The sequence below is a fragment of the Acidobacteriota bacterium genome, assembly GCA_040752915.1.
In the GTDB taxonomy this organism is placed as follows: domain Bacteria; phylum Acidobacteriota; class UBA4820; order UBA4820; family DSQY01; genus JBFLVU01.
The window spans coordinates 1-25310 of the sequence record JBFMHB010000014.1 but is presented as its reverse complement, the minus strand read 5'-3'; the positions used below and the strand labels follow the sequence as shown (position 1 = coordinate 25310).

Here is a 25310-nt window from a genome sequence, read left to right as displayed (position 1 = left end):
GCTACCGATTGACCCGGCGGAGCCCGAGAACGCCGGGGATGCGGGCGATTCGCGTCTGGATGGCCGACAGGTGCGACTTGTCACGGATGAGGACGGCGAGGCGGATCACGCCCTCCCCCTTGTCATTGACCGAAGCCTCGAGGTGCCTCAGGGGCGCCTTCGCGTCGGCCACGATCTGGGTGATGGCGGCCACCATGCCGGTCTTGTCCTCGGTCTGGATGGCCAGGTGGACCTCGTGGCCCGCGGCCCCGGTCTCCTTCTCGCTCCAACGGACTTCCATGAAGCGGTCGGGATTGTACTTGAGCCGCGAGACGTTCGGGCAATCCGCCCGGTGGATGACGAGTCCGCGGCCCCGCGAGATGAAGCCGACCACGTCGTCCCCGCGGATGGGCTTGCAGCACCGGGCCAGGGTCGTGAGGAGGTCCGCGGCGCCGCGGACCATCAGGGTGGGCTCTCGCGGGGTCTCGGGCTGTGCGGCCGGGGCCGATGGAGCCGCCGGCTCCGGAGAGGGGGGAACCAGGCGGCGGGCGAACACCCGGGCGGAGATCTTCCCGTAGCCGATCTCCGCGTACAGGGCGTCCAGGTCCGATACGGAGACCTTCTTCAGGGCCTCCTGGAGGAGCCCCGACTCCTGGGACTCCTTGATTCCCACCTTCAGCCGCTTCAGCTCCCGGTCCAGGGCGGCCTTTCCGATTTCGAGGGCGCGGGCCTTTTCCTGGGCGTTGAGCCAGGCCTTGATCTTGGAGAGGGCGCGGCCGGTGACGGCCGCCTTGAGCCAGTCACGAGAGGGTCTTCCCTGAGGGCTCGTCACGATTTCCACGCGGTCGCCGCTCTTCATGGGGGTCTTGAGGGGAACGAGCTTTCCGTTGATCTTGGCCCCCACGCACCGGTGTCCCACCTCCGAATGGATGGCGAAGGCGAAGTCGATGGGCGTCGCTCCCCTCGGGAAGGACAGCACCTCCCCGCGGGGGGTGAACACGTACACTTCCTTGGGGAAGAGGTCCACCCTCAGATCCTGGAGGAAGTCCTTGTCGGTGCCGCCGTCCTGTCGCCATTCGAGGAGCTGCCTCAGCCAGTGGGTCGTGGCGGCCTCGTCCTCCTGGGAAAGCTTTCCCTCCTTGTACTGCCAGTGCGCGGCGATGCCGTTCTCGGCCTCCTCGTGCATCTGGAAGGTCCGGATCTGAATCTCGAACGGCTGGCCGTGGGGTCCCACGACGGACGTGTGGAGAGACCTGTAGTGGTTCTCCTTCGGCAGGGCCACGAAGTCCTTGAACCGACCCGGCACCGGGATCCACTTGCCGTGGATGCCTCCAAGAACCGCGTAGCAGTCCTTCACCGACGGGACGAGGACCCGGAAGGCCATGTAGTCGTAAACCTGCTCCAGGGAGATCTCCTGCCGCCTCAGCTTGAGGAAGATGCTGTAGAGGTGCTTGACCCGGCCGAAGACCTCGCCGCGAACCTTGTTCGCGTCCAGGATGGCCTGGATCTCGGCGGAGGTCTCCTGAATGAAGTCCTGGCTGTAGGACCGCCGGTTCTGGAGGGCCTCCGAGAGGGCAGCGTACTCCTCGGGGTAGGCGTGCCGGAAGGAGAGGTCCTCCAGTTCGGTCTTCATCCGCCCGAGGCCCAGGCGATAGGCGATGGGCGCGTAGATCTGCAAAGTCTCCAGGGCCTTGACCGGTCGCCGGTCGGGCGGAAGGCCGTCGAGGGTCCTCAAATTGTGGAGGCGGTCCGCGAGCTTCACGAGGATCACGCGGATGTCGTCCACCATGGCGAGGATGACCTTGCGGAGGGAGGCCCACTCCCTTTCCTGGCGGCTTGCGAGGGGGACCTGGTCCTCGATTTTCGTCACCCCGTCCACGATGTGGGCCACGTCGCGCCCGAAGCGCTTCTGGATGTCCTCCAGGCTGACCGAGTGGTTGTCCTCCACCACGTCGTGCAGGAGCCCCGCCACGAGGGCCGTGTCGTCGGCTTTCAAGTCCGCCAGGATGTCGGTGACGGCCACCGGATGGACGAGGTAAGGCTCCCCCGTGTATCGCAACTGGCCCTCGTGGGCCAGGGCCGAGAAGAGGTAGGCTTTCTGGAGCAGGCGTTCGTCCGACGAGGGGTTGTAAGTCTTCACCTTCTCGAGGACGCGGTCTATTCGCGGCAACATGGCAGACCATTGTAGCAAAAACCGCGCTCCCGCCCCCGGATCGGCGGTCGCCCGTCCCCCATGGGACGAGCGCCGGGTCAGTTCCCGACGATTGCCCGCTAGGATTCCGTGGGCCGGCCCGCGGTCCCACCCGGGTTGGAGACGCCCCTGCTCATTTGACACCCCCGGGGCTCTTGCCTAGGATGGGGAAGGATGTCGTAGGAGGGGCTCGTGGCGAGGCGCGCTTGGAGCAGTGTGATCCTGGGGGGTGTGGCCTCCACGGCCCTGCTGGCCGTTCTGGCCCGCCTCATCCTGCCAGCCGGCACCTTCGGCGGCCGGTTCTGGGCCTTCATCCTCGTCTCGGGCGCCATGGGAGCCCTCGGGACGGCCGTCCTCCTTTTCCAGCAGAAGTCCTACTCCAAGGAGCACCTGGACGACCTCCTCCGAAGGATCGCGTCGGGGAGCCTGGACGTCGGTCAGGACTCGACCACGCGGGGGGTCCTGGAGGCGTTCCCGGGACTGAAACGGGTCCTCTCCTCCCTCCAGGGAATCATCGGGCACCTCCAGGACACGGGGGCCGGGGTGTCGGAAGCCTCGGGCCGCATCTCGGAGAAGGCCCAGCAGCTCTTCTCGGAAGCGGAGGACCAGGCGAGATCCGTGTCCGGCGTCCGGCACTCCCTCTCCTCCCTCGAAGGGGAGATCGAAAAGGTCGTGGAGAGCGTGGACAGCCTCTCCGGGTTCACGGAGAAAACGTCCAGCGCGATCTTGGAGATGCGGGCCTCCATCGAGGAGGTCCTCGGGGCCACCCACAGCCTCTCGTCGCTCGTGGACGAAATCAGCGCCTCCATCGAGGAGATGTCCCGTTCCATCGACGAAGTGGCCGGCCACGGGGAGAGCCTTTCCTCCTTCGCCATCGAGAACTCCTCGGCCATGGTCGAAATGGACGCCACCATCAGCCAGATCGAAGAGAACATCCGGGATACGGAGGGGATTTCCCGGCAGGTTCTCGATACGGCCCGCTCCGGGGAGGAGGCCGTCAAGCACACGGTGGTGGCCCTCTCGACCATCCACAACGTCATGACCACGAACCAGGAGGCCATGAACTCCCTGGTGGACAGGTCCCGTGACATCGGAAAAATCCTGAAGGTGATCCGGGACATCGCCGACCAGACGAATCTGCTTGCCCTCAACGCCGCCATCATCGCCGCGCAGGCGGGAGAGCACGGGCGCTCCTTCGGAGTGGTGGCGGAGGAGATCCGGGACCTCAGCGAGCGGACGACGGCCTCCACGGGCGAGGTGGCCACCATCATCCAGACCATCCAGCGAGAGGTGGAGGAGGCCAGCCGGGTGGCCCGAGAGGGGATGGTCAAGGTGGACGAGGGGCTCCGGCTGGGACAGAGCGCCGAGGCCACCCTGCAGAAGATCGGAAAGGCCATCGAAGGCGCCGGCACGAGCATCAGCCACATCGCCCGAGCTGCCTCGGAGCAGGCCAAGGGCAGCCGGCAGGTGACGGCGGCCATCGAGGAGATGACCAAGCGCATCGAGCGCATCTCCACGGCCACCCGCGAGCAGGCGCAGACCTCTCGCCACATCAGCAAGCGCTCCGAGGTCATGAAGGACCTGACCCGCAGCGTGGACCGGGCCATGGAGGAGGAAGCCGCCGGGAGCAACACCATCGCCGAGGGCATGGACCAGGTCCGCAGTTCCGTGGAGGCCATCCAAAAGGCCCTGATCCGCATGTCTCAGGCGGGCCAGCAGATCGTGGGCGCCATGGACGCCATCTCGGGATCGGCCGAGCAGAACCTCCACGGAGCCAGGGAGATGTCGGCCACGTCGGCCGCCCTCAAACAGGAGTCCCTCATCCTCGTGGAGGAACTCACGGCCTTTCAATTGCCGAAGGCCCGCCGGGGAGGCGAGCTCCGCCTGGGCGGGGTGGCCTACGAATACCACCTGGACCCGGCCTTCGCCAACAACATCCGGGACCACGAGGTGGTCCACCCCTACTGCGAGGGCCTCGTGCGTCTCGGGCAGGGCACCCAGGTCCTCCCGGGCGTCGCGGAATCGTGGCGTCTGAGCACGGACGGAAAGATCTACACCTTCCGCCTGCGCCACGGCGTGGTCTTCCACAACGGGCGCCCCGTGACTTCCGCCGACGTACTGTACTCCTGGCACCGGGCGGCCTCGCCCAAACTCCTGTCCGAGGGAAAGTCCTTCCTGGGGCCGGTGGAGGGAATCGAGGCCTACGTGGAGGGGAAGGCCAAGACGGTGTCGGGCCTGAGGGCGCCGGACGACCGGACGGTGGAGGTGTGCCTCAAGGAACCCCTGGCCTTCTTCCTGTACTTCCTGGCGTACCCGGAGGCCTCCATCATGCCCCGGGAGGCCTTTGACGAGCAGACCCTCCGCCTGGTCAGACCCCTGGGATGCGGGCCCTTCTCGATCGTCGAGGCTTCACCGGACCGGGTGAGGATGGAGCGCTTCGCAGGGTACTGGGAGAGCGGAGTTCCCTACCTGGACCGGGTGGTCTTCGACTTCTCGTGCCGCGACGAGGACTGCCTGGAGGCGGCGCTCAAACGGGGGCAGGTCCACCTCGTCTCCAACTTCTCCAACGACGCCGTCGAGAAGCTCCTCCAGGATCCCTTCTGGCAGAACCACACCCAGAGCACGGTCCTCCTCAACACGATCTTCGTCAGCATCCGCAACGACCTTCCCCCCTTGGATATCAAGGAGGTCCGGCAGGCCATGAACTACGCGGTGGACCGGGATTCCCTGGTGGGCCAGTACGTTCACGCCCGCTCGACGCCGGCCCGCGGGATCCTGCCCCCCGGCATCCTTGGATACCGCCAGGACCTGAGGGGCTTCCACTACGATCCGGAGCGCGCCAAATGGCTTCTCCAGAAGGCCGGATTCGGAGCGGGGTTGGATCTGAAAGTCCCCGTGGACACGAGCCGCGTAAGGCAGTCCAAGGAGTTCTCCGTCCTCGTCGAGATGCTGAGGGCCGTCAACGTGAGGGTGGATGCGGAGCCGATGAGCCACGAGGCCTTCGAGGCCCTGAGGAAGACCCGCGGAAAGCCCGCCTTGTACGCGACGGGTTGGTACGCGGACTACCCGGATCCCGATTCCTTCATGCACTTCCTCTTCCACTCGAAGGGAGGCGACGTGCTCGAGGTCCACTATCGGAACCCTCAGTTCGACGAGGTCGTGGACCGGGCCCGACGCTCATTGAACCCGGAGGAGCGGGTGGACCTGTACAGGAGGGCGGAGGACATGCTCATCGAGGACGCGCCCTGCATCTTCCTGTACCACACGCGGGGCATCGTGCCCCATCAGCCGGACGTCATGGGCATGAAGCTGTTCCTCACCCCGCCCATGGTCCGGCCGGAGAGAATCTGGCTCAATCAAGAAAGCGGAAATTGACGACCTCGTCCATGTTCACATAGACGTGAAGGTTGTTGCTGTTCGGATTCAAGGGGGTCAGGAAGAAGCCGGTCCTGGGGCGGGATCGAATGGCCGAGACGCCCTCCAGCACCTCCCCGTCCCGGAAGGCGATGCGGACACGGGACCCGGGGACGGGCTGATAGAGGACTTTCCCTGGAAGTCGGTGCGTTTCCCCGGAGTCCGAAGTGAAAGTCCTCACGAAGCAGACCATTTTCACGCTCGAAAGCGGGAGCCGGTGCAGATTCTCTTCCAGGTCCTGCATCAGAATTTCCGATTCGCCGGGCATGAAATTGTCCCCGAACCCGGAGAGGGTGCTGCCGTCCTTGAACCGAACCACCATTTTGTTTTCGAACATCTCACGAGAAGCGTAACGCGTTGGCCCCGTCGGGTGCAAGGGGCCACGGGGGCCTATCTTTCGAAGCGCCCCTTCGGGTATTCTCAGGCGGGAGGGTCCAATGGACCGCGAAGCCCTGGCCGTGGCCGTATCGGAAATCGTCCTCAGGCACCTCCCCCGGGAAGCACCCCGGGGAGCCCTGGAAGGGGTCGTCGCGGACCTGGTCCGCCTTCTCGAATCCCAGCCCCTTCAGGAACGAGAGGGTCCGGGCACCCGCCACGTGGTCTTTACGGCCCTCGGGCGGAACCGCACGGGCATCGTCCACGCGTTCTCGGAGGTCCTGGCGGAGCTTTCGGTGGACATCGTGGACATCAACCAGACCTTGGTCCACGGGAACTTCGCCATGATGATGATCCTGGATCCCTCGGGCGCCTCGGTCTCCTTTGAAGAGTTGAGGGCCTCCCTGAAGCGGCGAGGGGAAGAGGTGGGCGTCCTGGTCTTCGTGCAATACGAGGACATGATGCGCGCCGTGAACCGGGTGTGAATCGGGCCGGGCACGGAGAGGGACTGCGATGACCTACACGAAGCGCGAGATCCTCGAGACTCTCCGGATGACCGAGCTGGAGCACTTCGATGTCCGGACCGTTACGCTTGGAATCAGCCTGCTGGACTGCGCCCATCCCGATCCGAGCGAGGCCGCCCGGCGGGTGTACGAAAAGCTGAGGCGGATCGCCTCCCCCCTTCCCGCCGCGGTCAACGCCACGGCTGACGACCTGGGGATCCGGGTAGCGAACCGGCGGTTGTCCATCTCGCCCGTGTCCCTGATCAGCACCCGGTGCGAGCCGTCGGCCTACCTGGAAATCGCCCGGGCCATCGACCGGGCCGCCTCGGAGATGGGGTTCGACTTCGTGGGCGGGTACTCGGCTCTCGTCCATGCGGGTTTCACGGACGCCGACCGGGCCCTCCTGGCCTCGATCCCCGAGGCCCTCTCCTCCACTTCGCGACTGTGCTCCTCCGTCAACGCCGGTTCCAGCCGGACGGGGCTCAACGTGGACGCCGTTCGGATCGTGGCCCGGCTCCTCAAGGAAACGGCCTACCGGACGAGGGAGTCGGGGAGTATCGGCTGCGCCAAGTTCGTCGTCTTCGCCAACGCCGTGGAGGACAACCCCTTCATGGCGGGGGCCTTCCACGGGGTGGGGCTTCCGGAGATCGTTGTCCACACGGGCGTGAGCGGCCCGGGGGTCGTGTGCGAGGCCATCAAGCGGGCGGGCCCCTGCGACTTGCGGACCCTCGAGGAGGTCATCAAGCGCGCGGCCTTCAAGATCACCCGCGTGGGCGAACTGATCGGCCGCCAGGTGGCGGGCCGCCTGGGCGTCCCCTTCGGGATCGTGGACCTCTCCCTGGCCCCGACGCCCGAACTCGGCGACTCGGTGGGCGAGGTCCTGGAGGCCATGGGCCTGGAGCGCGTGGGGGCGTGCGGGACGACGGCGGCGCTGGCGCTTCTCACGGACGCGGTGAAGAAGGGCGGGGCCATGGCCACATCCGCCGTGGGCGGGCTTTCGGGGGCCTTCATCCCCGTCAGCGAGGATGCCACCATGATCTCCGCGGCCCGCGAGGGGCACCTCTCCCTGGAGAAGCTCGAGGCCATGACGAGCGTGTGCTCCGTGGGCCTCGACATGGTGGCCGTGCCGGGGGACGTGGAGGAAGACGTCCTGGCCGGATTCATCGCCGACGAACTCGCCATCGGAATCGTCAACCACAAGACGACGGCCGTCCGCGTCATTCCCGCCCACGGGAAGCGGGTGGGGGAGACGGTCTCCTTCGGAGGCCTCCTCGGCGACGCCCCCATCCAGGAGATCCGAACGCTCTCCTGCTCCGGATTCGTGGGCCGGGGCGGCGTGATCCCGGCACCCATCACGTCCCTGAGGAACTGATCCATATGAACCTGCGCCCCGACGCAATACCCCGGCCGACCCGCCCCCCGGCCCTTCGGGCCTTGAGGGCCGCGGCGGTCCTCCTCCTTCCGGCCGCGCTGTGGCTCGCTGGACGGGCCCCGGAGGCCTCTTCCTACTTTCCGGAGTTTTACCACCAGTGGTCGCCCAGGCCGGGGGCGTGGAGCTCCTACCACGTAAGGGACGCCCGAGGAGAGGAAGCCGACCTGACTTTCGCCGTGGTCGAGGAAGTCCCCGAAGGTCTCTGGATGGAGATCCGGACCTCCTCCGGCGGAGTGCCCTCGGTGGCGGCTTACCTCCTCAAGGGGGATCCGACGGAGGACGCCAACATCGTCTCGGTGCGCGCGAAGGACGGAGATGGGCCGGCCGTTGAAATCGACCGCGCCGCCCTGGAGCGTCTGAGGCAGCAGGGCGGAGACCGGTTCGGTCGGGAGGCGGCGGCCATCGGACCGACCTTCGGGCGTCTGGAGGCTCTTCCCGAAGAAAAGGTGAAGGTGGGCCGCAAGACCCTCCTGTGCCGCCGTTTGCGCATCGTGGCGGAGGAGGGGAGGTCCGCGGAGGTCTGGCTCTCGGACGAGGTGTCGCCCTTCGGGCTGGTCCGCCTCTCGAGCGGGGAGGAGGAGGTCACGCTCACGGACTTCGGCAAGGGCGCAAAGCCCTCGCTCGCGGGCCCCTTCCTCCGGTTTGAGGTGCCGTGACGGTGGAGGCGTTCCGTGCCGTCCGCGCGCCAGGGAGAATCGAAATGAAGAAGGAAATCGTCTCCACGGACCGTGCCCCCGCCGCCCTGGGCCCGTACTCCCAGGCGATCCGTGCCGGTGGGTTTCTCTTCTGCTCGGGACAGATCGCCCTGAACCCCGCCACGGGACAGGTGGAGGGGGCGGACGTCGCGGCCCAGACGCGTCGGGTCCTCGAAAACCTCCGGGCCGTTCTCGAGGCGGGCGGGTCCTCCCTGGGCGGAGTCGTGAAGACCACGGTGTACCTGAAGCGGATGGAGGACTTCGCCGCCATGAACGCCATGTATGCGGAGTTCTTCGCCGAAGGCGCCCCGGCCCGGGCCACCGTGGAGGTGGCGCGGCTGCCCAAGGACGTACTGGTGGAAATCGAGGCCGTCGCGGCGGTCGCCTAGCGGCCCCCGACCCGAGGGAACGCGGGAGAGGGAGCCCCGGGGCCGCTCGCCTCGGGGCGGCTGGGCTCCCCGCGACCTCTGTGGTTAAATGGACCCATGGAACTTTCCCGCATCCGGAACTTCTGCATCATCGCCCACATCGACCACGGGAAGACCACCCTCTCGGACCGCCTCCTGGAGGCGACCCACGCCGTGTCGGAGAGAGAGATGGTCGAGCAGTTCCTGGACGGAATGGACCTGGAGCGGGAGCGGGGAATCACCATCAAGGCCCACGCCGTGCGCCTGGTCTACTCGGCGAGGGACGGGCGGGAATACTGCCTCAACCTCATCGACACTCCGGGCCACGTGGACTTCAACTACGAGGTGAGCCGGGCCCTGGCGGCCTGCGAGGGCGCCCTGCTCGTGGTGGACGCGAGCCAGGGGGTGGAGGCCCAGACCCTGGCCAACGCCTATCTGGCGGTGGACGGGGGGCTGGAGATCGTGCCCGTCATCAACAAGATCGACCTCCCCTCGGCCCAGCCCGAGAAAGCCATGGAGGAGATCGAGGAAGTGATCGGATTGGACGCCTCCGGAGCCATCCTCGCGTCCGCCAAGGAGAGGCTGGGCATCGTTGATATTCTCGAAGCCGTCGTGGAAAAGCTCCCTCCGCCTCGGGGAGACCGGGAGGCCCCGCTCAAGGCCATGGTCTTCGACTCCTGGTACGACAGCTACCGGGGGGTCGTCATGCTCGTCCGGATCATGGACGGGCGGCTCGCGGTCAAGGAGCCGGTGAAATTCATGGCCACGGGACGGGTGTTCGCGGTGGAGGCCCTGGGCGTGTTCACGCCGAAGCCCGTTCCGGTGACGGTCCTGGAGGCGGGGGAAGTGGGGTTCGTCATCGCGGGCATCAAGGACGTGCGCGAAGTGTCCATCGGGGACACTCTCACCAATCCCCTGCGGCCCGCCGAGGCGCCCTTCGGCGGATTCCGACAGGTGAAGCCCATGGTCTTCGCCGGGCTCTACCCGGTGGATCCGGCGGCCTACCCGGACCTGCGCGAGGCCCTGGACAAGCTGCGTCTCAACGACTCCTCCTTCTTCTTCGAGCCGGAGACAAGCGACGCCCTCGGATTCGGCTTCCGGTGCGGCTTCCTGGGCTTCCTCCACATGGAGATCATCCAGGAACGACTGGAGCGGGAATTCGACCTCGACCTGATCACCACCGCGCCCAACGTGCGGTATCAGGTGCTCAAGGTCACGGGGGAGACGGTGGATGTGGAAAACCCCGCGAGCCTCCCGCCGCCCCAGGACGTGGAGTCCATCCGAGAGCCCTACGCCCTCGTCACCGTGCTCACCCGTGGCGAATACGTGGGAAACCTCCTGAAGCTCATGGAGGAGCGCCGGGGCACCCAGAAGGGGTTTCAGTACGCCTCGAAGGACACCATCGTGCTGAAGTACGAACTGCCCCTGAGCGAGATCATCGTGGACTTCCACGACCGCCTCAAGTCGCTCTCGCGCGGGTACGCCTCCATGGACTACCAGATCGAGGAGTACCGCCCGGGAGACCTCGTGAAGCTGGACATCCTCGTGAACGGGAAGGCTGTGGACGCGCTCTCCTTCATCGTCCACCGCTCCCAGGCCGAGGCGCGCGGCCGGGCCATGGCCCAACGGCTGAAGGAGGCCATCCCGAGGCAGCTCTTCGAAGTCGTCATCCAGGCGGCCCTGGGAAGCCGGATCATCTGCCGGACGGTCGTGAAAGCCCTCCGAAAGGACGTGCTGGCCAAGTGCTACGGGGGGGACATCACGCGGAAGCGGAAGCTATTGGAAAAGCAGAAGGAAGGCAAGCGCCGGATGAAGTCCGTGGGAGACGTCCAGCTTCCTCAGGAGGCCTTCCTGTCGGTGCTGAGGATCCAGGGCGAACAGGAGTGATCTCGGGCCGTCCGGCGGGGGGCCGCGGCGGATCTCGCCTGAGGGATGCACGCAAAGGGGGGCGGCCGAAGCCGCCCCCCCGGCGTTCTCAACGGACCCGGTCCTTACCACTTGTAGCCGAAGCCGATCCCGAAGATCCAGGGATTGACGTCCACGCCGATGGTGTCCAGCGTGACCGCACCCGCCTTGATGGAGGCTTCCGTGTCGATCCAGGCGTACTTGACGTCCATGTTGAAGACCCAGTGGTTTCCAAAGTCCACGTCGAAACCCATCTGGGCGGCGAGCCCGAGGGAATTGTCGAAGTCCACGCCCGTCACGCCGAGGGCCCTCAGGTCGCTCGCCAGGCTGAAGCCGTGAAAGCGGGTGTAGTTGAGGCCGAGGCCCAGATAGGGGTCAAACTGACTCTGGGTGGTGAAGAAGTAGTTGCAGACCAGCGTGGGCGGGAGCACCTTCACGCTCCCCACGTTGGCCCCTCCGATCAGGCCGCCGGTGGTGGACAGGTCATGTTTGGCGTCCGCCAGCACGAGCTCGAGCCCCCAGTTCTCGTGCCATTTGTACACGATGTCCAGTTCCGGCACGGTCTTGGAGTCCACCGCCACTTCCGTGCCCGTCCCGATGATCTTGTCGCTGCTGTCGTTGGGGGCGATGTTGATGGCCCTCACCCGAACCATCCATCCCGTGTCCTGGGCCGCCGCCGCGAGGGGAAGGGCCAGGAGCAACAGCGTCGCCACGATCCACACTACACCGTTCTTCCGCATGTGTCCCTCCTTCTGACTTCTGACAATCCCGCTCTATGCCAAGTAACTTAGGCCCAACTTCAAGCCCGGTCAAGCGGAATCGGTCCCTTCGCGAGCAAGCCCTTTCAAGTCAACTGGTTGGCTCGCACCCGTCTCCGGGCTGATGGCGTCCGGCGGGGGGCCGCCCCTTTGACCTTTTCGCTTCCCCTGGGGTAGCCTGGGCTGGAACCGGAGGGAGTTGGAGATGGAACACGCGGCGATCCTGAAGCGGATGGAGCTCTTCCGGGACCTGGACAGCCTCGAACTCATCCAGGTGTCAAAGCTCGTGAAGCACCGAAAAGTGAAGGCGGGGGAGAGGGTGCTTTCGGAAGGGGAGCCCGGACATTCCCTGTACATCGTCAAGGCGGGCCGGTTCCGGGCCTTCACGTACCACGGAGGAGGCGAGCTCGAATTGGGACGCTTCGAGGAGGCCGACGGCTTCGGGGAACTGGCCCTCATCGACCAGGGACCGAGGTCCGCCACCGTGGAAGCCCTTTCCGAGGGAGAACTGCTGGAATTCGACCGCGAGGCCTACGAAACCCTGATGGCCCATAGCGAGGCGCTTCAAATGAAGCTCCTGAAGAACCTGGTCAGGGACCTGGCCCAGAAGCTCCGGCGGACCAACGACCAGCTCGCGAAACTACTGTAAGCACGATCCTGGCGGCTCGGCACGGGGCGGTTCGAGGTTGACGAACGCCCTCTCCCTCGCTAGGGTGGGTGCGGGGTGGGGTGGCCGAGAGGTCGAAGGCATCCGCCTTGAAAGCGGACGGCGGGAAACCGCCCGGGGGTTCGAATCCCTCCCCCACCGCCATGTTGGCTCGGGCCGCAATGTGAAGCGCCGGCCGAGGTTTCTCGGATCTCCGCCGTTGGGGAATGGAGGGAGGCTAGTCCCTCGTTCCCCTTGCCTTCAGGCTTGCCGGCCGAGGAGGTCGTCGATCTGCTCGGCGAGGGCTTCCGCGCGGCGGGTCAAGGAGGCGAGGGCCAGGGCCAGGGATTGCAGTTCGGCGCGGATCGCCCCAAGGTCCTCTTCGGACGCGCCGCCCCGAGAGCCGATGGGAGGCTCGGCGACCGTTGCCTGGGTGGGTTCGGGCCGGGGCACGCCAGAGAGGGGGCTCACCGCGGGTTCGATGGGCTCCATCGCGATGGCCTCCCTCTCGACGGGCGGCAGCAGGGTCTCCGCCGCAGAAGCCTGGGGAGCGGGCGAAGCATCGAGAACGGGCGCCGAAACCGGCCCGGAGGCCTCCAGATCGCCGTCCACGGCTTCCAGGTCGAGGATCTCCAGATCCTCCCCGGAGATCTCGTCCTCGTGCTCCACGGGAACGGTGACGATCTCCCCCGATCCCGAGTCGGAATCTCCGGCCGAGTCCGCCGCGACGGGTTCCTCCGCTCGGGGATCGGCCACTGCGGTGCGCTCGGCGGGAGGCGCGAGGTCCTCCTCCGGTTCCACCGGGGCCGAAGGCTCCGAGGAGGAATGTTTGGCTTCGGGTTTGGGCGCGACGAAGATCTCCGGTGCGGGCCTGGCGGGCATCTGCGATCCGCCCGCGATGCGGAGAGCCTCCTCCTTCCGGTGCAGATCCCGAATGACCTCCTCGATGATCTTCTTGAGGGTCTCGTTCACCCCCTGTCCCGTGGTGGCCACGGACAGGAAGCTGGGAACCCTCCGCCAGTTCAGGTTTTCCTCCAGGTCCTCCGCGGGAGAGAGATCCTGCAGGTCCTGCTTGTTGTACTGGAAGACGAGAGGGATGGTCTCCGGGTCGAGGTTGTTCAACCGGAGATTCTGCTTCAGGTTCTCCACGCTCTCGTGGTTTGCGTCCATCATGGCGGCCTGGCTGTCCGCGACGAAGACGACTCCGTCGCTCCCGCGGAGGACGATCCTCCGCGTCGCGTCGTAGAAGACCTGGCCGGGAACGGTATAAAGCTGGACCCGCACCTTCATTCCCCGGATGGTTCCGAGCTCCATGGGGAGGAAATCAAAGAAGAGCGTGCGGTCGGTCTCGGTGGCGACGGTGAGCAGTTTGCCCCTCCGCTCCGGGTTGGCCGCGGAAAAGATCCGCTCGAGGTTCGTCGTCTTGCCGCAGAGGCCTGGACCGTAGTAGACGATCTTGAGCGTGATCTCCTTGGTCGCCCTATTGATCATGACCATGGTCGCTCTCCTTCTGCAGACCCACGCTCGCCATGCGGCGGTACAGGTGGCGGCGCTCGATTTCCAGTTCCTCGGCCGTTCGGGAGATGTTCCCGCCGTGCCGGACCAGCGCCTTCCGGATGAACTCCCGCTCGAAAGCCTCCCGCGCCTCCTTCAGGGGTCCCGTCCAGGGGAGTTCGTCCCGCCTTGGAGCGGGGCGGTCCGCGAAGAGCGGAAGGTCCGAAGCCGCCACCTCGTTCGAGGATACCATGATGGCCACCCGCTCCATGAGGTTTCGGAGTTCTCGCACGTTCCCGGGCCAGGAGTACTGGGCGAGGGACTGGAGCGCGTCCCGCCCCAGGGTTTTCGGGGGACGGCCGTACTGCCTGCAGAAAAGATCCAGGTAGTGGGCGCAGAGGAGGGGGATGTCCTCCCTCCGGCTGCGGAGAGGGGGGACCTGAACCGGGATCACGGCCAGGCGGTAGTACAGGTCTTCCCGAAAGGTCCCACGGCCGATCTCCGCGCTGAGGTCCTTGTTCGTGGCCGCGATGACCCTCACGTCCACCTGCAGGGCCTCCGTTCCGCCCACGGGCTCGAACACCTGCTCCTGGAGGACGCGGAGGACCTTGGCCTGGGTGGCCAGGCTCATGTCCCCCACCTCGTCCAGAAAGATCGTTCCCCCGTCGGCCATGAGGAACTTACCTTTCTTGTGCTCGATGGCGCCCGTGAAGGACCCCTTCCGGTGGCCGAACAACTCGCTCTCGATGAGTTCGGTGGGGATGGCCGCGCAGTTCACTTCCACGAAAGCCTCGTCCCTTCGGTCGCTGTTGAGGTGGATCAGGCGCGCCACAAGCTCCTTCCCCGTTCCGTTCTCTCCGAAGATCAGGACCCGACCGGTCGTCGGCGCCGCGCGGCGGATCTGCTCCTTGAGGGCGCGGATGGCCGGACTCTCTCCGATGAGGGTCACCTCCCTCTTGATCTGGTCCAGGAGAAGGACGTTCCGCTCCTCGAGCCGGCGCTTCTTCAGGGCGTTGGCCACGGTGATCAGGATGCGGTCCATGGAGAGGGGTTTCTCGATGAAGTCGAAGGCGCCCAGTTTGAGGGCCCTCACCGCCGTCTCGATGTTCCCGTGGCCGGAGATGATGAGGACCTCCGCCTCGCGCCCCGATGCCTTCAGGGCCTCAAGGACCTGCACGCCGTCCATGCCCGGTAGCCAGACGTCCAGGAGGATCAGATCGAAATCCCGCGACTGGCCGAGGGCCAGGCCGGCCTCCCCCGTCTCCGCCTCCTCGACGGAGTAGCCTTCGTCCTCGAGGATCTGCCGCAGGGTGTTCCGAATGCCCTGCTCGTCGTCCACGATCAGAATGCGCCCTCTCGCCATGCCTCGCTCCCGCCGGGCTCCCCGGGCGCGCCCCGCGCCCCGCCGCGCCGGCCCTTACAGGGGAAGGGTCAGGATGAAACCGGCCCCCTGCGAATACGTTTCGTCCACGCGGATCGTTCCTCCGTGTTCCTCCAGGATCCTCGCCACGATGGCGAGGCCCAGGCCCGTGCCCTTCCTCTTGGTGGAAAAGTACGGGGCGAAGAGCTTCGATCTGGCCTCGGGCGGAATGCCCGGACCCGTGTCTCGAAGCGTGAGGACGGCCTGCCCCGATTCCTCCTTCAAGGTCAGCGTGATGGTTCCCGGCCCGTCCATGGCCTGGATGGCGTTCTCGAGGAGGTTCTTGAGCACCCTTCCCATCTGCTCCACGTCCAGACGCACGGGGGGAAAGGATGCGGGAAGGTCCAGGACGAAATCGGCGGCGGATCGGTACGGCGTCAGGGTCCCCTGGATGAGCGCCAGGAGGGAGGCGGGCTTGGGCCGGATTTCCGGCAGTCGGGCGAAGCGCGAGAACTCGTTCACCATGGTCATCATGGTGTGGACCTCGCGTTCGATGGCCGTGCAGCCCTCAAGAACCACGTCCAGCAGGTCCGCGCTCCTTTCCTGGGCCTTCTTTCGGATGCGTTGGGCCGAGAGCCGGATGGGAGTGAGCGGGTTCTTGATCTCGTGCGCCATTCGCTGGGCCGCCTCCTGCCAGGCGGCGATGCGCTGGGCGCGCATGAGGTCGGTGATGTCCTCCAGAATCAGAAGGACGCCCGTGGTGGTCCCGGATGGATCCTGCAGGGGGCTCGCGGAAACGGACAGGATGAATTGCCCGCGCTTGCCCGAGAGGGCGATCTCACGGTTGAGCACGGGCCGGCGGGGAAGAGGGGACAGGAGAGCTTGGATGGGGGGCCACTCGGGCCGGGTGAGCGCGTTTCTTCCGGGTTCGCCGGGGTCCATGCCCAGGATTTCCCGGGCCTTGGTGTTGAGGGTCCGGATCTGCCCTTCCGGATCCGTGGAGATGACGCCGATGTTGAGGGTTTCCAGGAGGGTCTCGATGTACCTGCGGCGGCCCTCGGATGCCTGGGTGGCGGCACGCAGCTCGACATTGCTCCTCTCGAGTTCCACCTTGCCCGCCTCCACTTCGCGGGCCATCCGATTAAAGGACTCCACCACCATCCCGATCTCGTCCTTCGCCTCATAATCGATGCGGTGGGCCAGGTTGCCCTGGGACAGGGCCTGGGTGCCCTCCATCAGGAGCTGGAGCGGAACGCTGATCTCCTTGGAGAGATGGGTCCCGATCCACACCGCCGCGAAGATCACGAGGAGCGTGAGGGCCAGGAAGGAGGAGATCATGGAGGTCCGCAAGGTCTCCTGCCGGCTCCGGATCTGGAGGTAGGCCCGGTTGTTCTCGGAGATGTACTTGGCCTGGGCGTACAGCTGGGAGGGAAGACGACGCCCGACCAGAATCCCGGTCTCCTCGTCCAGGGCCACCCCGCTCGTCACGGTGGGCGAGGGGGCGAGGTCCATCCACCCCACGAGGCCCTCCTTCTGAAAGACCTTGGAAATCTTGTAGGCGTCCGGAGCGGGGAAGTTGGCGGGGGCCTTGGCCAGGATCCTGCCGTCGCGGGCCACGAGGCAGTAGGCGTCCACGTCGCCCGCGGAGAATAGGTGGGCAGCGAGGGCCGGCCGCAGCCCTGCTGGAACCTGCTTCAACTGCCAGGCGAGCGCCTTGGCCTTCCGGTGGCTCTCTTCCCGGGCCAGGTCCAGGGCGCGGTCCACCAGTTCCTGGCTCGCGGTGGTCAGCCCGTGCACCGGCGACCGGAACCACCGGTCCACGGAGGATTGGATGAGCAGGATCCCGCTGATGAACAGGAAAAGCGATGGGAGGAGGCCGAGGAGCACGAAGGCGCCCAGGAGCCGCGTCCGGAAGCGCGCGCCCTCGCGCTGCCTTCTCCATGCCAGGAATCCCTTGACGAGCTCCCGAAAGAGAACGAAGAGGAGCACCGTCATGAGGAGGAGGTTCAAAAGAGCGAGCCCCGTCAGGAGGAACCCGCCGGCGGAGGTGAGGTCGGCGGCATCCTGCTGCTTCAGCAGGGAGTACAGGAACCCGCCCACCAGGGAAAGCCCCAGGAAGGCCACCACCACGGTGAAGGAGCGGGGAGTCAGGCGGAGTCTCATGGCGTGGGAAGGGCCGTGGAGACCCAGGGCGTCTCCACGCTCCAGGGGATGATCCAGAGGACGAAATCGGACAGGACGTGCACGTTGACTCTCAGGAGATATCCGCCCTCGGACGGTTCGAGGTTCGCCACCGACGTGACCGCCAGCCCCTCCACGCGACCCATGTACGCGGCCATCTCCTCCCACGTGGCGAGGACCCTCTGATCAGTGAGGAGGCCGTCCACGCCCGTCTCCACGGAAAACTGGCGGGTGAGGTTGTCGTAACGGACCGTGTGCCGGACGACCTTGCGCCCGACGGTCTTGTTTTTCCAGAGGCTACGGCTCTTCACCACCTCGGCCGTGAAGGTCAAGGTCACGGGCGCCGTGGAGAGGATGGCCTCCCGAAGATCCTTTCGTTCCAAAGCATCGGCCACGCCGAAGGAAACCACCACGGCGTTGTTCTCGAAGGCCCAGCGGAGGTCCTTGACGAGGGGGCCTTCGGCTCGGGTCGGTGGGGCGGAGACCAGCGCGGCGAGGGCGGCGGCGAAGAGGAGGCACCGGGCTCCCGTCCGGCGCCTGCCATTCCGTCCCGACGCGCCCCCTGGTCCGATCCCCATCCTTCCTCCTCCCCCGATCGTCCGGTCCGTCCATCGTGCGTTCAGAGAACGTTGGCCGCGATTTCCGCCAGGTCCGAGCGCTCGCCCCGGCTGAGCGTGATGTGGCCCGCTTCCTTCTGCGCCTTGAAGCGCTCCACCACGTACGTGAGACCGTTCGACGAGGAGTCGATATAGGGGTTGTCGATCTGGTACGGATCTCCGGTCAGGACGATCTTGGTGTGTTCCCCGGCCCGGGTGACGATGGTCTTCACCTCGTGGGGAGTGAGGTTCTGGGCCTCGTCCACGATGAGGAACTGGTTCGGGATGGAGCGGCCCCGGATGTACGTGAGGGCCTCGATCTGCAGGATCCTCTGGTCCACGAGCTCCCGGTAGGCGTCGTGGCCGCGGTTGCTGTAGGACAGGTTCAGGAGGAGTTCCAGGTTGTCGAAGATGGGCTGCATCCAGGGCTTCAGCTTCTCCTCGAGTTCGCCGGGCAGATAGCCGATGTCCCGCCCCATGGGAAAGATGGGGCGGGTCACGAGGAGCCTCTGGTACTGCTGCTGGTCGGCCACCTTGTGGAGGCCGGCGGCCAGGGCGAGGAGGGTCTTGCCCGTTCCCGCCTTGCCCACGAGGGTCACCAGAGGGATCCCGTCGTTCAACAGGAGGTCCAGGGCGAATCGTTGCTCCTTGTTCCTTGGGCTGATGCCCCACAGGGGCTTGATGTCGTCCAGGGGATGGAGCGTCCGGTCTTGAGGATTCTGGCGCGCGAGGGCCGTGTGGTTCGGGTTCTCCTCGTCGAGGAGGAGCGCCATCTCGTTGGGATGGAGGTTCGCTTCGCAGGGGACGGACCGCTTCTGGAAGAGGGAGTCCAGGGTTCGCTTGGGGACCGTGAGGGTCCTCCACCCCGCGTAGAGTTCGTCGATTTGCACCTTGTCGGTCTCGTAATCCTCAGCGGGCAGACCGAACGCGTCCGCCTTGATGCGCAGGTTGGTGTCCTTCGTGACGAGCACCACGTCGCCGGACTTCCTCTGCAGGGCCAGGGCCACGCCGAGGATCAGGTTGTCGGCGCTTCCTTCCCGAATGGTGGGCGGTAGGTTCTCCTTCTCCACCCGCTCGATGGCCACGTGAAGAGTGCCCCCTTCGGGGAGGGGAACCCCCCCGGAGAGGGGGCCCAGCTGCCTCAGGTTGTCCAGTTCCCTGGAGACCTCCCGCGCGCTGCGGCCGATTTCCGTGACGTCCCGCTTGAACCGGTCCACCTCCTCGATGACCCAGATCGGAATGACCACCGTGTTTTCCTGAAAGCGGTAGATGCTGTGCGGGTCGTGGAGGAGCACGTTGGTGTCCAGCACGTAAGTGCGGCTCATACGATCTCCTTCAGGTGCCGCGAGACCTCATCGAGGCTCGCCGGTCGCTCTTCGGGCTTCTTGTTGAGGCAGTTCATGACGAGTCGGTCCAGAGTGGGAGGCAGGCGCGCGAACCGGGACGGCGGCGGAGGCATCTCCTTCAGCTGCTTGAGGAGGATGAGCCCGGATTTGTCGCCCGAAAACGCGTCCTGGCCCGTTAGCAAGAAGTAGGCGAGAAGCCCGAGCGAATACACGTCGGACCTCGGATCCAGGGGAAGTCCCTGGATCTGCTCCGGCGACACGTACTTGGGCGAGCCCACGAAGTGGCCCTCCTGGGTCAGGTCCCCGCTCTCCTCCACGTCGGCGTAAGCGATGCCGAAGTCCAGGACTTTCGGGATGCCCGCCGGCGTGAGAATCACGTTCTGCGGTTTCAGATCCCGGTGGATGACGCCCATCTTGTGCGCCTCCGAGAGGCCAGCCGCCACGCCTCTCAGAATCTCCACCTTCTGACGGAGGTTGGCCCTCCCGTGGGCCCCTTCCTTCACCCACTGGCTCAGGGTCTTCCCGGGGATGTACTCCATCGTGAGGAAGAGGGTCTCGCGCCAGATTCCGAAATCGTACACGCGCACCACGTTCGGATGCGTGATGCGCCGGCTGAGCTTGATCTCCCTCATGAACCTCGATTTGGCCTCTTCGGTCATTTCGGGCCGGCGGCGCAGGGTCTTGAGGGCCACCTCCTCGTTGAGTTCCCGGTCGCGAACGCGGAAGACCTGACCCATGCCGCCCCGGCCCAGTTCCTCCAGGATTTCGTACCGGCCCGCGATGATGGAGCCGACGTGGAGTTCAAGGGCCGAGAGGTCCGTCAGGACCTCCTCGAAGGAGGTGTACGGGCGCGCGGGGACCTCTCCCAGCATTCGCGCCAGCAGGTCCCTCATGGACTCGGGGACGTCGAGTTCGTTCAGGAGAGGAGGGGTGCCCGCCCCTTCTCCGCGCCCGGCCAGAAGCCTCAAGAAGAGTTCCCCTGAAGCCCTGAGGTCCGGCGAAGGGTCGGTCCGAAACTCCGGGTCCGACCCCGCCAGTCCCCCCGTGTCCGAGGGCTGGGGCCGAGGCTGGGGCTCGAAAAGGCCCATGCCATGGATCTTGACGCGACCGTCGTTGTCCATCAGGACCCAGTCGGGACCCAGGCGGTTGTGGGGTAGGCCCCGGCGGTGGCCCTCGGCCAGGGCCTCGAGGATGGGCTGCATTTTCTCCAAGGCGGCGTACTGGGAGGGGCAATATCCCTCTTCGAGCCAGCGGGACAGGGGACGACCCGGAAACATCTCGTAGACCAGGTCGGCTCCCCCCCGGCGAGGTACGGCGTCCCTCAGCCCCAGAAGGCCGGGGTGGCGAAGCGCGAGGAGCCGCTGCAGGTGCTCCGGTTCGATGAGACCCGCGGCGGTGTGGAGCGGGGGCTCCAGGCGGTGGATCAGGACGGGCGTGTGAAGGAGGGAGTCCTCACCCCGGATCCAGGGTCCGGCGTCGTCGCTCCACAGGACTTCCGCCTCCGCGTAGCGGCCCTTCTGCGAATGCGGAGCCGCCGCCCAGTGCTGGAGAGCCTCGAGGCGCTGGCGCGCGTCCTGGAAGCCCATGTTGGCGGCGAGGGCCTTTCGGTAAAACTCGGTGGCGGATTCGGCGTCGCCCTGCGCCTCCAGAACCCTCGCTTGAAGGTAATGGGCCCAGGTCTCCTCCTCCGCGCTGGCGGGGCTCAGCCCCTCCAGACACGCCCCGGCCACGGAGTGCTGGCCGAGGTCCAGGAGGAGTCGCGCCTTGAGAATGGCCAGGCGTCCGCGCTCGGCGGGGTTGTCGGGAAAAGCCTGAATCCGGGCGAGAAAGGCCCGGCGTTCCTCCGCGTCGGGGGCCAGATCCACCGCGCGCTCCCAATGGCCCGCCTCGAAGGCCGACCGAGCGGCGCGGAGGTTGTCCCCCGCCTTGAGGTAGCACTGCTCGGCCATGGCGAAGAGGTGGGCTTCCTCGTAGGACTGGGCCGCGGGAAGGTAGGCCTGAACCCTGTAGAAGAGGTTCCCCGCCATTTCGTGGTCGCCCAGCTCCCTCCTCAGTTCGGCGGCCGCCTCGAGGTGCCCGGATTCTTCGTAAAGGCCCGCGGCCCTGTCCTTCAGGCCGGCTTCGGCGAAGAGCCGCGCGGCCTCTTCCAGGTCTCCTTTGGCGGCGAGCCCCTCCGCCTGGACCACGAGAGGTGTCTTGGCGGCCCGGTCCGTGAGGGCGCTCAGCCGGTCCAGGGCACCCACCCGGCGATAGAGCTCCGCCGCCTTTTCGAACTGCTTGGCAGCTTCGTAACACTGGGCGGCCTGTGGGAGGTTGTTCATCCTCTCGTGAAGCTCCGCGGCGCGGTCGTAGGCCTCGCCCTCCTCCAAGTAGCGGGCCACCTCCGTCAGTTGCTCCCGCTGCTGGAGCTGTTCGGACGGCGTCAATGCTTCGGCCGCGGGGAGCTGCTTGAGAACGCGCTCGAAGAGGAGCAGGGCCCGGCCCACGTTGTCGGACTTGAAGGCCAGCCGCCCCGCCTCCATGTACCGCCCCGCCTGCTCGTACAGCTGGGAGGCCAGGGCCGTGTTCCCTCCCTTGAGGGCCATGGCGGCGGCCTGGACCTTGTTGCCGGCCTCGGCGTAAATCTGCGCCGCGCGGGTGAAGTGGCCGTGCCGGCCGAGCATCAAGGCCGCCGAGTTCGGGTCGCCCGCCCGCAAGAGGTAATCCACGGCTCGCGTGACGCGGCCCAATGCCTCTTCCACTTCGGCGGCGGCGCGGAGGTCCCCCCCCTTGCAGTACATCTTGGAGGCCTTTTCCAGCTCCCCGGCGGATTTGTACAGATCGCCGGCCTGCAGGTAGTTGCCGCGGAAGTACGCCTTCCAGGCCCGCCGTGTGAGCTCGGACACGATGCCTCCAGGGGCCCCGGGCGGGCCGGAAGTGGGGGGACACGCGCCCGGTGACCTGCCTCTAGGCTAACAATCCCGCCGAAGGTGTGTCAAACGGGTCTCAGGGACTTCGCCGCAGGCCAGACCTTTGGCCTGCAGGGCGCCGTTTCCGACGCGGATTTCGTTTCTTCTTGACGACAAGTCTTGAAAAACTTAAACTATTCAGTGAAGAAAGGGGGTCGATCCATGAGGCGCGCTCTTCCGGTGATCGCGATTCTTCTGTTGACGACCGTGGCCTCCGCGGCGTCTTACACCATCCAGCTTCAGGACGGCCGGATCATCAAGGCCGACGACAAGCCCGTCGTGCAGGAAGGCCTGGCCTATTTCTTCAAGAACGGTCTGTACTTGTTTCTTCCGGCGACGGATATCGATTTCGAGAAGTCCGAGCGCGTCAATGCCTTGGCCGCGGCGCCCGTGACGGGCATGAAGCTCGAAATCGACAGCGAGGCGGTTCCCTCAACGGAAGCGTCTCCGGCGAAGGCGCCGGCGGTCTTCATCAACGAGGAGCAATTGGAGATCATCCGCCGGAGGGCGCGCCTGGCGAACGAGGGCGAGCTGGTGGGCGGAGGGTCCGCCGAAGCCCCCGCGCCCGGCGCCATGCCGCCCCCGCAGGCCCCGTCGGGCCAGAATTTGGGCGATCTCCAGAATCGGCTGGGCGGGCTCATCGATCAACGCACTCTCCTCTACCAGCAGCAGAGCGACCTTCAGTCGCAACTCTCCAGCCTTCGGGACAAGTACAATTTCAGCGTCCTGCAGGGCGAGCAGGAGTCCCTCCAGCGGTCCATGGACACGGTCCAGGACCGCCTGGGCCAGGTGCAGTCGCAGATCGCGGACCTGGGGGGGCAGATCGACTCGGTTCAGAGGGAGATCAACGCCACCCCCGTCGTCATCCAGCAGACCGCCGCCCCGGAGGAGGGTCCCGGAACCTGAATCCTCCCGGCACGCGCACCCCTTTCCGGCCTCCCCCTGGGGAGGCCGGACGCTTTTCAAGGCCACCGTCCGGCGGAGCGGACGCTCGGATCGGAAGGGGGACCCTCCTAAGGCATTGACGGTGAAGCGCTTCCTTCGATGCCGCCCCTCCGGCGCTCTGGCATTCTCCTTGCTCGAAGCTCCCTCAGGAGGCGAACGATGAACGCCAGGACATGTCTCGCAGCCACGGTCGTCATCCTGTGCGGTATTCCGCTCTGGGCCCAGGCTCCCGCCGAACGCTACGGCGTCGTGCGGGCCGTCCAGGGAGGCGCCTTTGCCCAGAACCCTTCAGCCGATCGGGACCCCCAGAGCCTTACCGTGAATCTCCCGCTGTTCGAAGGAGACACGGCTTGGACCGAAGCGGCGGGACGCCTGGGAGCGGTCCTTCCGGACGGCAATTCCCTCTGGCTGGACGGGGGGACCCGCGTGGAAATCGACCGGCTCCCCTCGGGGATCGAGGACGTCGGCGGTTCGATCGGTCTCCGGCTGTGGAAGGGAACGGCGCTCGTGGAAATGAGGAACTGGAGTCCCCCCCTGGCCTCCTCCGTCCTCTCCACGCCGTCCGCGGCGGTCTCTCCCCTCCGGGCCTGCGCCGTCATCATCGAGGTGGAAACCGTGGACAGGACCCGGGTCACCTGCCTCGAAGGGGCCTGCACCGTTACGACGGCAGGGGGGGGGATCACGCTGGAGGCGGGCCAGATGACCTATGCGGACTACGGTTACCCGCCTCTGCGCCCGCTGGCGGCCCAGAGGGCCTCCTACGAGCCCCTGCTGGCCTTCAGCAACGACGCCCTTCCGCGCCGCACGCGCGGCGTTTCCCAGCGGTATCTGCCCGACAACCTGAGGACCTACGCGGGCGACTTCGACACGTACGGGACCTGGGTCCACACCCAGGACTACGGGTACGTCTGGAGACCTTCCGTCCTGGAGGCCGAGTGGAGCCCCTACATGACCGGGCGATGGTGGTGGGGGCCCTGGGGGATGACGTGGATCCCGGTCGAAACGTGGGGGTGGGTCCCCTTCCATTACGGCCGTTGGACCTTCGTGGCCGGGATCGGATGGGGATGGATCCCCCTGTCCATTTTCTCTCCGGCCTGGGTAGCGTGGTACTGGGGGGATGACGGATGGCTGGGCTGGTGTCCCCTCGGCTGGGACGGCTACCCCTATTGGTCCCACTGCGGTTGGTACAGCGTTCACGTGGGACATCTGTACGACCCGCACGTCCATCGGGTCATCGTCCACCACCGGACCGCCCCCCCGCCGAGGCCCATTTATCCCAGGGCTCAGGGCGTGGGAGGCGTCTCGCTGCGGGGGTCCGGTCCCCGCGGGAGCGGCGCCGTGATCTCCCCTCTCCACCTCCCGCCGGACCGCGTGCGGGACTTCGACCGGGGCCGAACCTCCTGGAGCGACCTCAAGCGGGACGCGGAGGAGCCTCTGCGCGCTCGGGATTCTCGGCGCGACCCCGATCCCGGGACGGTGGACGGCCGATCCCGTTGGACGTCCTCGCCTCCCGACCCCGTCTCGGACCCCACCGGCGGGGGCCGATCCCGCGTCTCGGACCCGGGCCGGACGCCGCGTGACGGAGCGGGTGGGGCCGTGTCCCCACGCACCCGACAGCCCGTGGGCAACCCCGGGACCGGCGGTGCCGTCACGGGGCCGCCCAGATCGAGGGAGCCCGTGGGGGGTCCCTCCACGGGTGGAGGGCGGGAAACACCCAGCGGATCCCGTTCGTCCCGGTGGACCGAGCCCTCCGGTGTTCCGGACCGCGAAGGGGATGCTGCGCCGTCGTCCCGGGAGAGGGTCCGCGCTCCCGTTTCGCCCCCCCGGGGCTCTTCCGGGAGGGTGGGAACCTCGCGATCCTCCGGGCGGCCCGAATCTTCGCGCGAGTCCGCGTCTCCGAACACGGGGCGCTCCTCCGGCCAGCCCCGTTACATTCCGAGCCGGCCTTCCAGCGGAATGGACCAGCCCTCCCCACCGCCCAAGTCCTCGGGCGGGGGGCGGCGGCGGCGTTGAAGCCATACCTCCCTCTCCTTCTTCCTTTTCGGCGGGACCCAGGTCCCGCCATTTTTTTTGGGTCCAGCCCGACCGCCGGCACCGGCAGGGCTCGGCGGGGGAGGCCGGGAGGGGGAGGGCGG

18 protein-coding genes and 1 tRNA gene are annotated in these 25310 nt (G+C 66.6%); 10 read left to right on the top strand and 9 right to left on the bottom strand.

What is annotated here, in order from left to right; genetic code table 11:
- Position 1: 1 nt before the first annotated feature.
- Positions 2-2152, bottom strand: coding sequence for a bifunctional (p)ppGpp synthetase/guanosine-3',5'-bis(diphosphate) 3'-pyrophosphohydrolase (locus tag AB1824_04370; protein ID MEW5764190.1), 2151 nt, complete (start codon positions 2150-2152; stop codon positions 2-4).
- 210 nt (positions 2153-2362) lie between these two features.
- Between AB1824_04370 and AB1824_04365 the strand changes: the two genes are divergently transcribed.
- Positions 2363-5545 (top strand): ABC transporter substrate-binding protein, encoded by a 3183-nt coding sequence (locus AB1824_04365; protein ID MEW5764189.1) that lies wholly within the window; start codon positions 2363-2365, stop codon positions 5543-5545.
- Here the strand turns inward: AB1824_04365 and AB1824_04360 are convergent.
- Positions 5523-5906, bottom strand: a complete 384-nt coding sequence (locus AB1824_04360) for a hypothetical protein (protein MEW5764188.1) — start codon at positions 5904-5906, stop codon at positions 5523-5525. The two genes, AB1824_04365 and AB1824_04360, sit on opposite strands and share 23 nt — an antisense overlap.
- A 115-nt stretch (positions 5907-6021) precedes the next feature.
- Here AB1824_04360 and AB1824_04355 point away from each other — a divergent pair, with 115 nt between their 5' ends.
- The 5 genes from AB1824_04355 to lepA all read left to right on the top strand — a co-directional run bounded on the left by AB1824_04355 (position 6022) and on the right by lepA (position 10883).
- Positions 6022-6444, top strand: a complete 423-nt coding sequence (locus AB1824_04355; GenBank protein MEW5764187.1) for an ACT domain-containing protein — start codon at positions 6022-6024, stop codon at positions 6442-6444.
- A 28-nt stretch (positions 6445-6472) separates the two neighbouring features.
- Positions 6473-7834, top strand: coding sequence for a PFL family protein (locus tag AB1824_04350; GenBank protein ID MEW5764186.1), 1362 nt, complete (start codon positions 6473-6475; stop codon positions 7832-7834).
- Positions 7835-7839: 5 nt separating this feature from the next.
- Positions 7840-8550, top strand: a complete 711-nt coding sequence (locus AB1824_04345) for a hypothetical protein (protein MEW5764185.1) — start codon at positions 7840-7842, stop codon at positions 8548-8550.
- A 44-nt stretch (positions 8551-8594) separates the two neighbouring features.
- Positions 8595-8978: a RidA family protein gene (locus AB1824_04340; protein ID MEW5764184.1), complete on the top strand. Its 384-nt coding sequence runs from the start codon at positions 8595-8597 to the stop codon at positions 8976-8978.
- Between the two features lie 96 nt (positions 8979-9074).
- Positions 9075-10883, top strand: a complete 1809-nt coding sequence (lepA, locus tag AB1824_04335) for a translation elongation factor 4 (GenBank protein ID MEW5764183.1) — start codon at positions 9075-9077, stop codon at positions 10881-10883.
- Between the two features lie 104 nt (positions 10884-10987).
- Here the strand turns inward: lepA and AB1824_04330 are convergent, their stop codons facing one another.
- Complete coding sequence (locus tag AB1824_04330) at positions 10988-11641, bottom strand: OmpW family outer membrane protein (protein MEW5764182.1); 654 nt, start codon at positions 11639-11641, stop codon at positions 10988-10990.
- Positions 11642-11864: 223 nt separating this feature from the next.
- Here AB1824_04330 and AB1824_04325 point away from each other — a divergent pair, with 223 nt between their 5' ends.
- Together AB1824_04325 and AB1824_04320 are read left to right on the top strand one after the other, a co-directional pair.
- The gene (locus AB1824_04325) at positions 11865-12308 is read left to right on the top strand and encodes a cyclic nucleotide-binding domain-containing protein (protein MEW5764181.1); all 444 of its coding nucleotides are present in this window, start codon (positions 11865-11867) and stop codon (positions 12306-12308) included.
- A gap of 74 nt (positions 12309-12382) precedes the next feature.
- Positions 12383-12470 (top strand) — tRNA-Ser (locus tag AB1824_04320).
- Positions 12471-12566: 96 nt separating this feature from the next.
- Here AB1824_04320 and AB1824_04315 read toward each other — a convergent pair.
- From AB1824_04315 to AB1824_04290, 6 genes are read right to left on the bottom strand one after another with little or no spacing between them, the layout of a single operon-like run.
- Entirely contained in the window at positions 12567-13802 is a 1236-nt protein-coding gene (locus tag AB1824_04315) for an ADP-ribosylation factor-like protein (GenBank protein ID MEW5764180.1), read from the bottom strand.
- Positions 13786-15162: a sigma-54 dependent transcriptional regulator gene (locus tag AB1824_04310; GenBank protein MEW5764179.1), complete on the bottom strand. Its 1377-nt coding sequence runs from the start codon at positions 15160-15162 to the stop codon at positions 13786-13788. The genes AB1824_04315 and AB1824_04310 overlap by 17 nt, the downstream gene beginning before the upstream one ends.
- A gap of 54 nt (positions 15163-15216) precedes the next feature.
- Positions 15217-17322, bottom strand: coding sequence for an ATP-binding protein (locus tag AB1824_04305; protein MEW5764178.1), 2106 nt, complete (start codon positions 17320-17322; stop codon positions 15217-15219).
- Positions 17319-17918 carry a DUF4390 domain-containing protein gene (locus AB1824_04300; GenBank protein ID MEW5764177.1) on the bottom strand — a complete coding sequence of 200 codons (600 nt, stop codon included), beginning with the start codon at positions 17916-17918 and terminating at the stop codon, positions 17319-17321. The genes AB1824_04305 and AB1824_04300 overlap by 4 nt, the downstream gene beginning before the upstream one ends.
- A gap of 41 nt (positions 17919-17959) precedes the next feature.
- Positions 17960-19261 carry a PhoH family protein gene (locus tag AB1824_04295; protein MEW5764176.1) on the bottom strand — a complete coding sequence of 434 codons (1302 nt, stop codon included), beginning with the start codon at positions 19259-19261 and terminating at the stop codon, positions 17960-17962.
- Entirely contained in the window at positions 19258-22167 is a 2910-nt protein-coding gene (locus AB1824_04290) for a protein kinase (protein MEW5764175.1), read from the bottom strand. The genes AB1824_04295 and AB1824_04290 overlap by 4 nt, the downstream gene beginning before the upstream one ends.
- A gap of 225 nt (positions 22168-22392) precedes the next feature.
- On the opposite strand from AB1824_04290, the gene AB1824_04285 reads away from it, so the two are divergent.
- Both AB1824_04285 and AB1824_04280 read left to right on the top strand, forming a co-directional pair.
- Positions 22393-23136, top strand: coding sequence for a hypothetical protein (locus tag AB1824_04285; GenBank protein MEW5764174.1), 744 nt, complete (start codon positions 22393-22395; stop codon positions 23134-23136).
- Between the two features lie 198 nt (positions 23137-23334).
- A complete protein-coding gene (locus AB1824_04280; GenBank protein MEW5764173.1) occupies positions 23335-25188 on the top strand; it encodes a DUF6600 domain-containing protein in 1854 nt (617 codons plus the stop codon).
- Positions 25189-25310: the final 122 nt, after the last annotated feature.